Genomic DNA, 13,675 nt, shown 5'->3' with positions numbered 1-13,675 from the left:
TCGGGGTCGTGCGCGTGGATGTCCTCCCCGTCCAGGGGGGCTTGGGACTCGTACGCGCTCCAGGTCCGGTTCGACAGGTACCACAGGAGCCCCACCAGGGCCGCGGGCACGACGGCCGCCAGGGCGAGGCGGCGGCCGGGCTGGGACCACCAGCCGCCCTGATGGGCCGACAGGAAACCGAGCCAGGAACGGCGTTCGGCGCAGGCCTCGGTGCCGGCGCACTGCCAGGCCAGCAGGTCCAGGGCGACCTCGCAGGCGGCCGCCGTGAGCAGCACGGTGAGGCTGAGCGCGACGAGCCGCACCAGGACGCCGTACAGCCGGACCGCGCGGGTGCGGCCGGTGGCGGTGGGGCGCATCCAGTGGGCGAGGTTGACCACCATGAACGGCAGGAGCAGCAGCCACAGCGCGCGGGAGCTGTTGCCGGAGGTGAGGCCGGACCAGCAGTACGCCTCGGCGACGGGCTCGTCCCGGTAGCGCTCGGGGTGCTTCTCGGCGTGGGCGTCCTCGGTGCGCCGGTACACGGCGGCGGTCGCGTCCCCGGTGACCCGGACGGTACGGGGGTCGCCCAGCATCTCCTGCGGGGTGGCGCCGCCGACGCCGTGGACGAGCAGTTCCAGTGCGGTCCCGGTGTGCTGCGGGGACGGGGAGACCGGCGGGGACGGGGGCAGGGCGGCAGGAGCCAAGGGGGAACTCTCTCTCGGGTGCGTCGGCCTCGCGGCCGACGAAGGCGTGCACAGGAGCGGGTGGGGCGGGGCCGGGACGCCGTGGGCTCCGGACGTGACCCGCCGGTCGCCCGGACCCAGGATTCCGGGCGCGGGGCGGGGGCATGAGCGGTCACACGGAATCTCCCCAGCTGATACGCCGGACATACCTGCGTGGCAGGATGAGCGTGTCGCGCAGACCGCTGCGGACCGCAGGGCAGAGGGAAGGACCGGACTCGGCGTTGAGCGAGAATCAGAATCTGCTCGCGGAGCAGCGCCGTGCGCTGATCCTCGACGAGGTGCGCAGGCGTGGCGGGGTCCGGGTCAACGAGCTGACCCGCAAGCTGAACGTCTCCGACATGACGATCCGCCGGGATCTGGACGCGCTGGCCCGCCAGGGCGTCATCGAGAAGGTCCACGGCGGTGCGGTTCCGGTCGTCGAGGCGAGTACGCACGAGCCCGGCTTCGAGGCGAAGTCGGCGCTGGAGCTGAGCGCCAAGGAGGACATCGCGCGGACGGCGGCGGCGTTGGCGGTGCCCGGCAGCGCGATCGCGCTCTCGGGCGGGACGACGACGTTCGCGCTGGCCCGGCATCTGCTGGACGTGCCGGATCTGACGGTGGTGACCAACTCGGTGCGGGTGGCCGATGTGTTCCACGACGCGCAGCGTCCGGCCGCGGGGCGCGGAGCGCGGCCCGGGGCGGCGACGGTGGTGCTGACGGGCGGGGTGCGCACGCCATCGGACTCGCTGGTGGGACCGGTCGCGGACCGGGCCATCGACTCCCTTCACTTCGATGTGCTGTTCCTCGGCGTGCACGGGATCTCGGCCGAGGCCGGGCTCTCGACACCCAATCTCGCGGAGGCCGAGACCAACCGCCGTTTCGTCCGGGCGGCGCGCCGGATCGTGGTCGTGGCCGATCACACCAAGTGGGGCACGTTGGGCCTGAGTTCCTTCGCCGCGCTGGAGGAGGTCGACACGTTCGTCACGGACGCCGGCCTGGCTTCCGGGACGCGCGCGGAGATCGAAGAACATCTGCCGGGTCTGCTGGTGGCGGGCGACGCTCCCGCCGGGGCCGTCGACACGCCGCCCGCCGCCGAGCGCTGAGGCGGGCGCTCCGGATTCCGTTCGGCTCACCGCGGGTCCGCCGGACACCCCATAGGATCGTGGTGTGGCCGTCTTCCGGATCGAGCGCTTCTCCCCTCTCCCCGCTGCCGAGGCCTGGCGGCGGGTGACCGACTGGGAACGGCACGCCGCACAGGTGCCGTTGACCGCGATTTCGGTCCCGACCGGGCTTCCCTCGCAGCTCGGGACGGTTTTCGTGGCGCGTACGGGGCTGGGCCCGCTGGCGTTCGACGATCCGATGGAAGTGGTGCGGTGGACGCCGCCCGCCGGAGGCCGGGCCGGGGTCTGCCGGCTGGAGAAGCGGGGGTCCGTGGTGCTGGGCCGGGCCTCGATCGACGTGCTGCCCACGGATTCCGGTTCCCATGTGGTCTGGGTCGAGGAACTGCGGGTGCGGCTGGTGCCCCGGTGGGGCGATCCGCTGCTCGCCTCCACCGGGCGCCGGGTGTTCGGCAAGGTCCTGGACGCCCTGCTCGCCTCCCCCGGCGACGCGTAGGGGCGAGGCTCCCGGACGGTCCGCACGGGCGAGGTGCACGGGTGGTGTGACCGTCACACGATTGACTCGTTTGTCGGTATGACATCCCCGCCACGGCCTCGGAATGCACCCATTTCATGCCGATCCATCAACCGCACCAGCGGACCGACGTATCCGCCGACCGCACGGACGTGCGGCAGGCCGAGGCCGCCCTCGTGGAGCACTACCCCCGCCTGGTGCGGCTCACCTACGTCGTCCTGCCGCCATCGCTCGGACGGCACCGCCGGGTCCTGGCCGCGCACGCCGTCGTCCAGCGGGCCCTGCCCGCTGCCGGGCGCCGTGCGCGGAGCCCGCGCGTTCCCGCCCAGTCCCGCCGGGCCGGCGCTCCGTTGGACGCGGAGCCCGCACCGGAAGGCGTCGGGCCGGGCCGGGGCCCCTCAAGCACGGCGTACGGGTGGATGCGGCTGCGGGTGCTGCGCACGGCGCTGGCCTACGAGCGGCGGCCCCGTTGGTGGCCCGGAAGGCTCCCGGCTCCCGCCGCGCTGCGTCCGGCCGCGCCGGTGGTGTGGGGGTTGCGGCTCTTCCCCCGGGCGGGCGGCGTCGACGAACTGGCCCTGTACCAGGCGCTGTCCACGGCGTCCGGGGCGGTCCGGGCGGCGTTCGCCCTACAGCTGTTGGAGGGGCTCGACGAGTCCGGGGCGCGGGATCTGTTGGCCGGGGCGGCGGTGGCGGATCCGACGGACGCGGTGCGCCGGGCAGCCCGGCTGGGGAGGCCGGACCGGGCCGGGGCGGAGGCGATGCTCAGGTCCTGCGAGTTCGACCCGTGCACGGTCCAGACCCGCCCGAGCGACCTGCTGCGACGCAGGCTCCGGGTGCGGGCGGTGGCGGTGGCCGCGGTGCTGTGCGTGGTGGCAGCAGGGCTGGCGGTCTCCGTCGACGAGGGAACCCGGGACCCCGGCGACGACCCGGATGCGGCAGGTGTCGTGGCCCCGGCGCTCGATCCGGCAGGGCTGTTGCGGACGGCGGCGGAGCGGTGGGCGGACACCTCGCGTGTCGACTTCACGGCCTGGCCCGCCCGGGGCGGGCGCACGGGCGACGGCGAGCTACTGGGCCGGGCGCTGCGGGCCCGGTCCGACCCGCCGGGCAGCATCCGGGTGTCCACCACGCCGGGCACGGTCACGGTCCCGCCCGTGCAGCCGCCCCGGCTGCTGTTCGCGGGCGACGTGGACGGGGCGACGGTGGCGCTGTTCCACGACGGCGGAGTCCGGGTGGTGCGATACGCGGAACCCTTGTCCGGGTCCGGCGCGGCGGCGCTCGACTTCGCCCGGACCGACGACGCGGACGTGACGACGGGCGCGGCCGTCGTCGTCAGCCGTACCGGAGACAGCGCACGGTTCCTGCTCGCCCCCTGGATCGAGGAGTCCACCACCCGGGACCTCCTCGCGCCCGACACGCCGGGCCCACCCCCTGGCGGTGGGCCCGGACGGGACCACCGCTCCGGCGCCCCGGCCCGCCGCTGACGGCGCGTGCGGCTCCTGGCCGGTGCTCCAGCTGCGTTCCTCCGGGCGGATCGTGGAGAAGCACGCCTTCCTGGTGACGGATCTGGGCGACCTGGCCCCCGCACACCTGACGTACACGCCGAAGCCCGGCCGGGACGCACCGGCCCGGCAGCCTCGCGAGGCGACGGGCGCCGAGGCGCTGCTCGCCTGGGCGCGTACGGCATGTTCCCTGCGGACCCTGTCGGGTTCCGGCGTGCGGGCGGTCAACAACTGGGCCTTCGCCGAGCAGAAGCTGCCCGAGGGCAGTGCGTCGGCCGACTGGCTGTGCACCCGGGCCGACACCTGGCGGGGTCCCGGCCGGGTGCTGGTGCAGTTCCTCGGGCCCGCCGCCTCGCCCACGGGCCCGGCCGCCGTGGTCGCCGACCGCGACGACACGGCCCTGTGCAGCAGGTTCGGCCAGCACGTCCTGGCGGGCACCCGCTGGAAAGCGGCCTCCGGCCGGTGGTACGTCCTGGCGGCGGGGAGCCGGGCGGTGACCCGGATCGAGGCGTCCGGGGCGGTGCGGGGAGCGGCGGGCGGTCCGACGCTCGCGGTGCGGGCGCCCCGTGATGCCGACGTGGAGCTGACGGCGTCGCTGCGCGGGGGCGAGACGCTCGCGGCGGTACGCTGAGCCGACGCGGGACCTGGGAGCCGTCACCGTACCGATGGCGCCGATGCCGCCGTACGGAGCCCTCCGACCGGTCGTACGGGCCGTCCGGTGCCAGACTCGGAAAGGTGACGGATCCTGACGACGCCCCTGACAGCGGTTCCGACGAGCTACATCTCCCCGACGGCCCCGACAGCTCGCGCCCGCGCTGTCTGGTGACCGGGGCCACCGGCTACATCGGCGGCCGGCTCGTGCCCGCCCTGCTCGATGCGGGGCACCGGGTACGCGCCCTGGCCAGAACGCCGCGGAAGCTGCGCGACTACCCCTGGGCGGACCGGGTCGAGGTGGTGCGCGGCGATGTCACCGACGCCGCGTCCCTGGCGGAGGCGATGCGGGACGTCGATGTGGCGTACTACCTGGTGCACGCCCTCGGTTCCGGTTCGGATTTCGAGGAGACCGACCGTAAGGCCGCCCGGACCTTCGGCGAACAGGCGCGGGCGGCCGGGGTGCGCCGGATCGTGTATCTGGGCGGGCTGACCCCGGCCGGGGTGCCGGAGAAGGACCTGTCGCCGCATCTGCGTTCGCGGGCCGAGGTGGGGCACATCCTGCTGGACTCCGGGGTGCCGACGGCGGTGCTGCGGGCGGCGATCGTCATCGGTTCGGGGTCCGCCTCGTTCGAGATGCTGCGCTATCTGACGGAACGGCTGCCCCTGATGATCACCCCAAGCTGGGTGCGGACCCGGATCCAGCCGGTGGCCGTACGGGACGTGGTCCGGTACCTGGTGGGGAGCGCGGCGCTGCCCGACGAGGTGAACCGGTCCTTCGACATCGGGGGCCCGGACGTCATGACGTACCGGGACATGATGCAGCGCTACGCGCGGGTGGCGGGGCTGCGGCGGCGGCTGATCCTGCCGGTGCCGGTGCTCACCCCGACGCTCTCCAGCCGCTGGGTCGGTCTGGTCACACCGGTGCCCAGCTCCATCGCCCGGCCGCTCACCGAGTCGCTGCGCCACGAGGTGGTCTGCCGGGAGCACGACATCAAGGAGTACGTTCCCGATCCGCCGGCCGGGGCCATCGGATTCGACCGGGCGCTGCGGCTGGCCCTGAAGCGGATCCAGGAGGCGCGGGTCGACACCCGCTGGTCCAACGCTTCGGTGCCCGGCGCGCCGAGCGACCCGCTGCCCACCGACCCGGACTGGGCCGGCGGCAGCCTCTACCGCGACGAGCGGGAGCTGGCCGTGCCGGTCGGACCGGACGCGCTGTGGCGGGTGATCGAGGGCATCGGCGGGGAGAATGGCTGGTACTCCTTCCCACTGGCCTGGGCGGTACGCGGCCGGCTCGACCGGCTCGTCGGCGGGGTGGGGCTGCGGCGCGGCCGGCGGGACGCCCACCGGCTGCGGGTGGGCGACTCGCTGGACTTCTGGCGGGTGGAGGAGATCGTGCCGGGCGAACTGCTGCGGCTGCGGGCGGAGATGCGGGTGCCGGGCCTGGCCTGGCTGGAGCTGTCGGTGCGCCGCGACGCGCGGGGCCGGACGGTGTACGGGCAGCGTGCCCTGTTCCATCCGCGCGGGCTGCCCGGTCATGCGTACTGGTGGAGCGTGTGGCCCTTCCACTCGGTGGTGTTCGGCGGAATGGCGCGCAACATCGCCGAGGCGGCCGCCGCCGAGGAGAAGGGCCGTGCGCCAATGGCCGACAGTGGTACAGACAACTGACGGCCCGGCCGCTATGGTGTGCGGCCGGACGCACCCTGGGTGTGCCCGGCCCCACACGCCGCAGACCGCCGGGAGGCGCACGAGATGGCACGCCGACTCCGTACCGTGGAACGGGAGTTCGCCGACTCCGCGCCGATACGTCTGGTGTTCGCCGCCGAGGTGTCCGCGCCAGTCGACGTGGTGTACCGCGCGCTCGCCGAGGATGTCGCGTCCTGGCCGTCCTGGTTCACCGCCGTCACCCGGGCCACGCCCACCGATGCGGGCGCGGGACGTGAGGTGCGGCTGCGGGGCGGGGTCCGGTTCCGCGAGACGATCATGGCCGCCGAACCGGACTCGTACTACGCCTACCGGGCCGACGAGTCCAACGCACCGGGCCTGCGGGCCCTGTTGGAGGAGTGGCGACTCACCCCGGAGGGGTCCGGGACCCGGGTGCAGTGGACCTTCGCCGCCGATGGGACGGGGCTGTTCCGCCTGGTGCTGAGTCTGGGGCGGGCGGGGGTGGGCCGGTCCTTCCGGGACGCCGTGCGCCGCCTGGACGCGCGACTGGCGACAACGACGCCCTGAGCGACGTGCCGGAACCCGGCCTCAGCAGGGCCAGGTCCCGGTCGTGAGGAACGCGTCGATGGCGGCGGTGTAGGGGGCGATGTCCAGGCCCTGTTCCTCCAGCCACGAGTCGGAGTAGTACTTGTCCAGGTAGCGGTCACCCGGGTCGCACAGCAGCGTGACGACGCTGCCCCGCTCACCTCGCTCCACCATCTCGGCGATCAGCTTGAACGCGCTCCACAGGCCGGTGCCGGTGGAGCCACCCGCCTTGCGGCCGATGGCGCGGTCCAGGGCGCGGACAGCGGCGACGCTGGCGGCGTCGGGCACCTTCATCATGCGGTCGATGGCGCCGGGCACGAAGCTGGGCTCCATGCGCGGGCGGCCGATGCCCTCGATGCGCGAGCCGCAGTCGCTGGTGGCGAGCGGGTCGTTGCGGGTCCAGCCGTCGAAGAAGCAGGAGTTCTCCGGGTCGGGCACGCAGATACGGGTGTCGTGCTGGAGGTAGTGGACGTAGCGGGCGATGGTAGCCGAGGTGCCGCCGGTCCCGGCGGTCGCGACGATCCAGGCGGGTTCCGGGTAGCGCTCCAGACGCAGCTGCTGGTAGATCGACTCCGCGATGTTGTTGTTGCCGCGCCAGTCGGTGGCGCGCTCCGCGTAGGTGAACTGGTCCATGTAGTGCCCGCCGGTCTCGGCGGCGAGGGCCGCGGACTGTTCGTACATCGTGCGCGAGTCCTCGACGAAGTGGCACCGGCCGCCGTGGAATTCGATCAGGCGGCACTTCTCGGGGCTGGTGGTGCGCGGCATCACGGCGATGAACGGGACGCCGATCAGCTTGGCGAAGTACGCCTCCGACACGGCGGTCGAACCGCTGGACGCCTCGATGACCGGCTTGCCAGGCCGGATCCAGCCGTTGCAGAGCCCGTACAGGAAGAGCGAGCGGGCGAGGCGGTGCTTGAGGCTGCCGGTGGGGTGCGTCGACTCGTCCTTGAGGTACAGGTCGATGCCCCACGCCTCGGGCAGCGGGAAGCGCAGCAGGTGGGTGTCGGCGGAGCGGTTCGCGTCGGCCTGGACCTTGCGGACGGCCTCCTTCAGCCAGGCCCGGTACTCCGGGTCGCTGCGGTCGACGTCCATGGTCGCCGTGGCCCCGTGCCCGTGTGCGTGCTCACTGGTGTCCATGGGCCTGCTCCTGTTGGTCGTCGATCCGGTGCTCGTGCCTCCACGATATGCACCCCACCTGCACAAACGGTCACTTTGATGGTCCATAGCGCTGCCTTTGACCGACCCTGCGGGGGCGGCTGTCGCGAGCGGTGCGGGCAGCCGCGCAACAAGGCTCCGGGCCCTCTGGCGATCCGGCCCGACCCGGGGCACACTGCACAGCAGGAGTGGTGACGAAGGGGGGCGGATCCGCGATGGCGGACGTCGAGTTCAGTGCGTCGGGGGTCAGGATCGAGCGCTTCACCAGATCGCTGACCAGGGCTGGTCAGGTGGTCGTCAAGGACGGCCGGCTGTCCCTGCTCACGAGCAACGGGCGGGAGATCGACAGCGCCCCGGTGGGCACGGTCAGCGCACGCAAGTGGTGGTTCATCGCGGCGGATTCCGTCATCGCCCGGGTGAACGGGGTGCGCTACCGGTTGACGATGGGGCAGCGCAGCCGCAGACGCGACGGGGCGGCCCCCCTGCGGCGTTTCCTGGAGACGCTGCGCAGCGCGCGCGGCCGCCGGAACTGACCGACCGGCACGGAGCCCGGCGGGCCGGTTTCCGGGCCGCCGGGCTCCGCCGCGAGTTGCGGAGCCGCATCCCCTGAGCCACGCTGGATCCACGTCACTGAAGGTGCACCCTCGGTGACAGAGCGATCCGCTCCACGGACCGGGTCGCGCGACACGAGCAGACACGACAAGAGCAGAGCGGATTCGGCAGTCAGTCGTCCGCCGGCTCCGTTCGTGTCTCTTCTCTTCTTCCGGACCTATTTCGGGGAGTCGCAGCCGTGATCAGCGAGCCAAGCAGGCACTGCACGGTGGAGCTCCAGGCCCTGCCGTCGCGGATCGGTCAGGTCCGCAGAATCATCTCGGCGCAACTGCGCTACTGGCATCTCGATCCTCTGATCGACCAGGCGGCACTGGGCGTCACCGAGCTTCTCACCAACGTTCACCGGCACGCACAGCCGGACAAGTCATGCACCGTCGACATCGAGCTGCTGCTCGACCGTCTGACGGTCTCCGTCCACGACCACGACCCGCGCCTGCCCACGGTGAACGAGCCGGACTCGTTCGCCACGTCGGGCCGCGGCCTGGCTCTGATCGCCGCCGTCAGCGAGAGCTGGGGTGTGCGGCCGATCGGCTCGGCCGGGAAGTCCGTCTGGTTCACCCTGCCCGCGGCCTCCGGCGCCTCGACCCTGCCACCGCTCGCGGTGTACGGGTCGATGACCGACGGGCCGTTCGGAGCGGTGACCATCACCCCCGACGACATCGTGGCCGCGCCCGGCCGGTCGGCCGTCGTCGGCTGACGGGCGGGGCGAGGCAGGGCGGGCCGGAACGGAACGGAGGGCGGCGGAGGCCGGCGGAGGGCGGCGGAGCGGTACGAGACCGCTCCGCCGCCCTCCGTTCCGGCCGGGGTAGCGCCTTGCCGCCGCCCGCGGCCCGGCCGAACTGTTCGTCCAGCACGGACAGTCGGCGCCAGTACTCGTCCTCGTCGATCTCGCCTGCGGCGAAGCGGCGGCCGAGCAAAGCGATCGGCGAGGACTCGCCGGTGCCGCCCCGCGGAGTGCGGGCGGCATTCCACGGGCCCCGGCGGCCGTGTGCGTACTCCGGCGGGAGCAGCCGGGGTACACGCCCCTCCCCTTCTGTACCTACTGGTATGTACAATCCGTTTCATGAGTGCCCCGGACCGGCTGATCGAGGCCACGCAGGAGCTCCTGTGGGAGCGCGGCTATGTGGGCACCAGCCCCAAGGCCATTCAGCAGCGGGCCGGCGCCGGCCAGGGCAGCATGTACCACCACTTCAGCGGGAAGCCCGGGCTGGCGCTCGCCGCCATCACCCGTACCGCCGAGGAGATGCGCCGGACCGCGGGGCGGCTGCTGGACGGCCCCGGGAGCGCGTACGAGCGGATCGCGGCGTACCTGCTGCGCGAGCGCGACGTGCTGCGCGGCTGCCCGGTGGGGCGGCTGACGATGGACCCGGACGTCGTCGCCGACGACGCGTTGCGCGCACCGGTGGACGCCACGCTGGACTGGCTGCGCGGCCGGATCGCAGCGATCGTCCAGGAGGGCGTCGACACGGGCGAGTTCACTGCGGGGACCGACCCCGGGCCCGTCGCGGCGGCCGTCGTCGCCACAGCGCAGGGCGGCTATGCGCTGGCCCGCGCCTCGGGCTCGGCCGCCGCCTTCGACAGCGCCGTGGAAGGCCTGTTGTCGCTGCTCGCCGCCCGCACCAACCAGATCTGAGGAGCACCACGTGCACGCCATGCAGTACGAGATCACGCTGCCCGCCGATTACGACATGGGGATCATCCGCACCCGGGTCGCGGCCAAGGGACACCTCCTCGACGGCTTCCCCGGGCTCGGCCTCAAGGCCTATCTGGTCCGGGAGCGCGGGGCGGGCTCCCCGGTGAACCAGTACGCCCCGTTCTACCTGTGGAACTCCCCCGAGGGGATGAACGCCTTCCTGTGGGGCGCCGGATTCCAGGGCCTGGCCGACGACTTCGGCCGCCCGGAGGTCCAGCACTGGACAGGCCTGGCCTACGAGGAGGGACCGTCGTCCGGCGCGCTCCCCCGCGCGGCCGTCCGGCTGCGGCGCCCGGTGCCCGCCGACGCGCGGCCCGCCGATGCCGTAGGAGCGGCCCTGGAGGAGACGCTCCGGATCGCCGCCCTGCCCGGGGTGGTCGCCACCGCGCTGGCGGTCGATCCGCGCCGGTGGGAGCTGGTGCACTTCACCCTGTGGGAGCGGCCGGAGCCCGGGACGGCGGGCGAGATCTACGAGGTGCTGCACCTGTCGGCACCGGAGGCCGGCCGGCTGCAGCGCGGGCGGCAGTGGTGAACGGCACCTAGGTGGCGGGGCCGATCGGGCTTCGGGCCGGCGCGGCATTCAGGCCAGGGCTGCGAGGGGGTCGTCGAGGACCGGCTGCCAGGCCAGTTCGGCGGCGCCCACCAGACTGTTGTGCGCCAGGGTGCACGACAGGATCGGCACACTGCCGCTGCGCCCCCACAGGCTCCGGTCGGCGACGACGGCGCGGAGCCGTTCCGGGTCCGCCTCCAGCAGGTCCCGATGGAGCCCGCCGAGGATGATGCGGTCGGGATTGAGGATGTTGACCAGCCCGGCGAGCCCGAGGCCCAGCCGGTCGATCAGCGCTTCGGCGGCGTGCCGCACGGCGGGGTCGCCGTGCTCCGCGCGGAGCAGGTTCCCGGCCTGCTTGAGGAGGGACTCCTCGGGGCCCGGTTCGCGGCGGGCGGTGGTGAGGAAGGCCAGCGGGTCGGTCTCCACGTCGAGACAGCCGCGCCCGCCGCAGTGACAGGGCCGCCCCTCGGGGTTCACGGTGAGATGGCCCACCTCCAGGGCGAGGCCCGAACTCCCGCTGTGCAGGCGGCCGTCGAGCACGAGTGCCCCGCCGACGCCCCGGTGGCCGGTGGCCACGCACAGGAGGTGCTGGGCGCCGCGGCCCGCGCCGTGCCGGTGCTCGGCCAGCGCGGTGAGGTTGACGTCGTTGCCGGTGAACGCGGGTCCGGTGAGGCCCGCTTCGCGTACGCAGGCGGCGAAGATGTCCCGGACCGGCGAGCCCGCGGGCCAGGCGATGTGCAGCGGGTTGAGGGCGGTCCCCTCCGGCTCGGCGACCGCCGACGGCACCGCGAGCCCGGCCCCGACGCAGCGCAGCCCGCTCGCGCGCAGCAGCTCCGCCCCCGCCTCCACGACCTCGCCTAGCACCTGTGCGGGGTCGGCCATCACCGCGACGCAGCCCGGCGCTGTCGCGACGATCCTGCCTCCGAGCCCCACGAGCGCGGCCCGGAAGCCGTCGGCGTGCACCTGGGCGGCGAGGGCGACGGGACCGGTCTCCAGGACGGACAGCCGGTGCGAGGGCCGGCCCTGGGACCCGGCCGCCGACCGGGGGCTGGAGTCGACCCGGATCAGCCCGAGCGCCTCCAGCTCCGCGGCGACCGCCCCGGCGGTGGCGCGGGTGACGCCGAGTTCGGAGGTGAGCACGGCCCGGGTGGGGGCGCGTCCGGTGTGGACCAGTTCCAGTGCGGGCCCGAGCGCACTGCGGCCCCTCTCCAACTTCGTCCGGGTGGTGGTCGCCTTGCCGTTCATGGGGGCGAGTCTCCCATGATCCGCAGGCGTCCCGGACGCCCAGGGCCGGGCCGGGGATCCCGTTCCGGCCACGGCCGGACCCCTGGGACGTCCGGTGTGCAGCGATGTTGCGTCCGTCTCCGGAGCGCCTCTATGCCGAGTTTGTGCCGCTACTAAACAAACTGCGGACGGCCCTACCGGGGGGACCTGGCGGAGACACCGCCCCACCCGCATCGGCCCGCCTCCGTACCGCGCTGACCGTGTTCTTCGCCCTCGACGGGTTTCTCTTCGCCGGCTGGGTGGTCCGCATCCCGGCCATCAAGCAGCAGACCGGCGCCTCGGCCTCCACCCTCGGCCTCGCCCTGCTCGGCGTCTCCGCCGGTGCGGTGATCACCATGATGCTCACCGGCCGACTCTGCCACCGCTACGGCAGCCACGCCGTCACCGTGGCCTGCGGCGTCCTGCTCCCCCTGAGCATCGCCCTGCCCGCCCAGACCCACTCGGCGCTCTCCCTCGGGCTCGTGCTGCTGGTGTTCGGTGCGGCGTACGGCGGGATGAACGTGGCGATGAACAGCGCCGCCGTCGACCTGGTCGCCGAACTGCGCCGGCCCGTGATGCCAAGCTTCCACGCGGCGTTCAGCCTGGGCGGCATGGTCGGCGCCGGACTCGGCGGACTGGTCGCGGGGGGCCTGGCCGCCTCCACCCACCTCTTCCTGCTGGCCGGGATCGGCCTGCTCGTCACCGCATTCGCCGGACCCTCCCTGCTGCGCCACCGCCCGGCCCCCGCCGCTCCGGAGACTCCCGGCCCGCGGCAGCCGAAGCGGCGGCTGCCGCCCCGGGCCCGCCGGATCGTCGTGCTCTTCGGTGTGATCGCCCTGTGCACGGCGTACGGGGAAGGGGCCCTCGCAGACTGGGGCGCACTGCACCTGGAACAGGACCTGGACGCGCACCCCGGGCTCGCCGCCGCCGGATACGCGCTGTTCGCCCTGACGATGACGGCGGGCCGGCTGAGCGGGACCATACTCCTGGAGCGGCTCGGTCAGACCCGCACCCTGGTCCTCGGCGGGGCCACGGCCTCGGCCGGGATGATGCTGGGTTCGGAACGAAAGGCCCTTGGCCCAGCCGGGCCGTACCAGCCCGGACTCGTAGGCGAGGACGACGGGTCGGGCCCGGTCGCGGGCTCCGAGCTCCGAGCATCGTGCGGCTGGCATGGGTCTTCGCGGTGAGCGGGCTGACGACCAGTCTGCGGGCGATCTCCTCGTTCGACAGGCCGATGCCGACCAGCGCCATCACCTCCCGCTCCCGTTCGGCGAGCCGGGCGAGCGAGTCGGCGGCCGTCGGCTCCTTGGAGCAGGCCGCGAACCCCGCGATCAGCCGGCGCGTCACGCCCGGTGGGAGCAGCGCGTCCCCGCCGACCACCGCCCGCACCGCGCGCAGCAGTTCCTCCGGCTCGGTGCCCTTGACCAGGAAGCCCGAGGCCTCGTTGCGGATGGCATCGAAGACGCACTCGTCGAGTTTCGCAGGTGGTGAGCATGACCGCCTTCACCTCGTCCAGGCCCGGGGCGCCGGTGATCCGCCGGGTGGCGGCCAGTCCGTCCAGGCGAAGCATGCGGATGTCCATCAGCACGATGTCGGGGCGCAGTTCGCGCACCGGACGGACCGCATCCTGACCGTCGACGGCCTCCCCGGCGACCTCGATGTCCGGCTG

The 13,675-nt window shown here is 73.6% G+C and carries 10 protein-coding genes and 5 pseudogenes; 10 read left to right on the top strand and 5 right to left on the bottom strand.

Annotated elements, in window-relative coordinates; all coding sequences use genetic code 11:
* Positions 1-683 (bottom strand): annotated as a pseudogene (locus tag B9S58_RS31005) (hypothetical protein); the annotation flags it as partial.
* A gap of 260 nt (positions 684-943) precedes the next feature.
* On the opposite strand from B9S58_RS31005, the gene B9S58_RS31000 reads away from it, so the two are divergent.
* From B9S58_RS31000 to B9S58_RS30980, 5 genes and pseudogenes are all read left to right on the top strand, one after another.
* The gene (locus tag B9S58_RS31000; RefSeq protein WP_103535251.1) at positions 944-1,804 is read left to right on the top strand and encodes a DeoR/GlpR family DNA-binding transcription regulator; all 861 of its coding nucleotides are present in this window, start codon (positions 944-946) and stop codon (positions 1,802-1,804) included.
* Positions 1,805-1,868: 64 nt separating this feature from the next.
* Positions 1,869-2,315 carry an SRPBCC family protein gene (locus B9S58_RS30995; protein ID WP_103535250.1) on the top strand — a complete coding sequence of 149 codons (447 nt, stop codon included), beginning with the start codon at positions 1,869-1,871 and terminating at the stop codon, positions 2,313-2,315.
* Between the two features lie 116 nt (positions 2,316-2,431).
* Positions 2,432-4,463, top strand: a pseudogene (locus B9S58_RS30990) (hypothetical protein).
* Between the two features lie 104 nt (positions 4,464-4,567).
* The gene (locus B9S58_RS30985; RefSeq protein WP_103535249.1) at positions 4,568-6,151 is read left to right on the top strand and encodes an SDR family oxidoreductase; all 1,584 of its coding nucleotides are present in this window, start codon (positions 4,568-4,570) and stop codon (positions 6,149-6,151) included.
* Between the two features lie 84 nt (positions 6,152-6,235).
* Complete coding sequence (locus tag B9S58_RS30980; protein WP_103535248.1) at positions 6,236-6,715, top strand: SRPBCC family protein; 480 nt, start codon at positions 6,236-6,238, stop codon at positions 6,713-6,715.
* A gap of 21 nt (positions 6,716-6,736) precedes the next feature.
* Here B9S58_RS30980 and B9S58_RS30975 read toward each other — a convergent pair whose 3' ends face one another.
* On the bottom strand, positions 6,737-7,870 hold the full coding sequence (locus tag B9S58_RS30975; RefSeq protein ID WP_103535247.1) for a PLP-dependent cysteine synthase family protein: 1,134 nt from the start codon (positions 7,868-7,870) through the stop codon (positions 6,737-6,739).
* A 233-nt stretch (positions 7,871-8,103) separates the two neighbouring features.
* On the opposite strand from B9S58_RS30975, the gene B9S58_RS30970 reads away from it, so the two are divergent.
* Positions 8,104-8,421 (top strand): hypothetical protein, encoded by a 318-nt coding sequence (locus B9S58_RS30970; RefSeq protein WP_103535246.1) that lies wholly within the window; start codon positions 8,104-8,106, stop codon positions 8,419-8,421.
* Between the two features lie 257 nt (positions 8,422-8,678).
* Positions 8,679-9,197: an ATP-binding protein gene (locus tag B9S58_RS30965; protein ID WP_103535245.1), complete on the top strand. Its 519-nt coding sequence runs from the start codon at positions 8,679-8,681 to the stop codon at positions 9,195-9,197.
* Between the two features lie 112 nt (positions 9,198-9,309).
* Here B9S58_RS30965 and B9S58_RS38535 read toward each other — a convergent pair.
* Positions 9,310-9,486: pseudogene (locus tag B9S58_RS38535) on the bottom strand (SHOCT domain-containing protein); the annotation flags it as partial.
* Between the two features lie 77 nt (positions 9,487-9,563).
* On the opposite strand from B9S58_RS38535, the gene B9S58_RS30955 reads away from it, so the two are divergent.
* Together B9S58_RS30955 and B9S58_RS30950 are read left to right on the top strand one after the other, a co-directional pair.
* A complete protein-coding gene (locus tag B9S58_RS30955; protein ID WP_103535243.1) occupies positions 9,564-10,133 on the top strand; it encodes a TetR/AcrR family transcriptional regulator in 570 nt (189 codons plus the stop codon).
* A 10-nt stretch (positions 10,134-10,143) separates the two neighbouring features.
* Positions 10,144-10,725 (top strand): DUF4865 family protein, encoded by a 582-nt coding sequence (locus B9S58_RS30950; RefSeq protein WP_103535242.1) that lies wholly within the window; start codon positions 10,144-10,146, stop codon positions 10,723-10,725.
* Positions 10,726-10,773: 48 nt separating this feature from the next.
* On the opposite strand, the gene B9S58_RS30945 is transcribed toward B9S58_RS30950, so the two are convergent.
* On the bottom strand, positions 10,774-11,988 hold the full coding sequence (locus B9S58_RS30945) for an ROK family protein (protein ID WP_103535241.1): 1,215 nt from the start codon (positions 11,986-11,988) through the stop codon (positions 10,774-10,776).
* A gap of 239 nt (positions 11,989-12,227) precedes the next feature.
* Between B9S58_RS30945 and B9S58_RS30940 the strand changes: the two are divergent.
* Positions 12,228-13,067 (top strand): annotated as a pseudogene (locus tag B9S58_RS30940) (MFS transporter); the annotation flags it as partial.
* Positions 13,068-13,085: 18 nt separating this feature from the next.
* Here B9S58_RS30940 and B9S58_RS30935 read toward each other — a convergent pair.
* Positions 13,086-13,675: pseudogene (locus B9S58_RS30935) on the bottom strand (response regulator); the annotation flags it as partial.

The organism is Streptomyces sp. SM11 (assembly GCF_002910905.1).
Lineage (GTDB): Bacteria > Actinomycetota > Actinomycetes > Streptomycetales > Streptomycetaceae > Streptomyces.
The sequence above is the reverse complement of the archived record's forward strand: the minus strand, read 5'-3'. Positions and strand labels throughout refer to the sequence as shown.

Coding starts and splice junctions, on each gene's coding strand:
- B9S58_RS30980 (WP_103535248.1), top strand. CDS start 6,236: ATGGCACGCCGACTCCGTACCGTGGAACGGGAGTTCGCCGACTCCGCG.
- B9S58_RS30975 (WP_103535247.1), bottom strand. CDS start 7,870: ATGGACACCAGTGAGCACGCACACGGGCACGGGGCCACGGCGACCATG.
- B9S58_RS30970 (WP_103535246.1), top strand. CDS start 8,104: ATGGCGGACGTCGAGTTCAGTGCGTCGGGGGTCAGGATCGAGCGCTTC.
- B9S58_RS30955 (WP_103535243.1), top strand. CDS start 9,564: ATGAGTGCCCCGGACCGGCTGATCGAGGCCACGCAGGAGCTCCTGTGG.
- B9S58_RS30945 (WP_103535241.1), bottom strand. CDS start 11,988: ATGAACGGCAAGGCGACCACCACCCGGACGAAGTTGGAGAGGGGCCGC.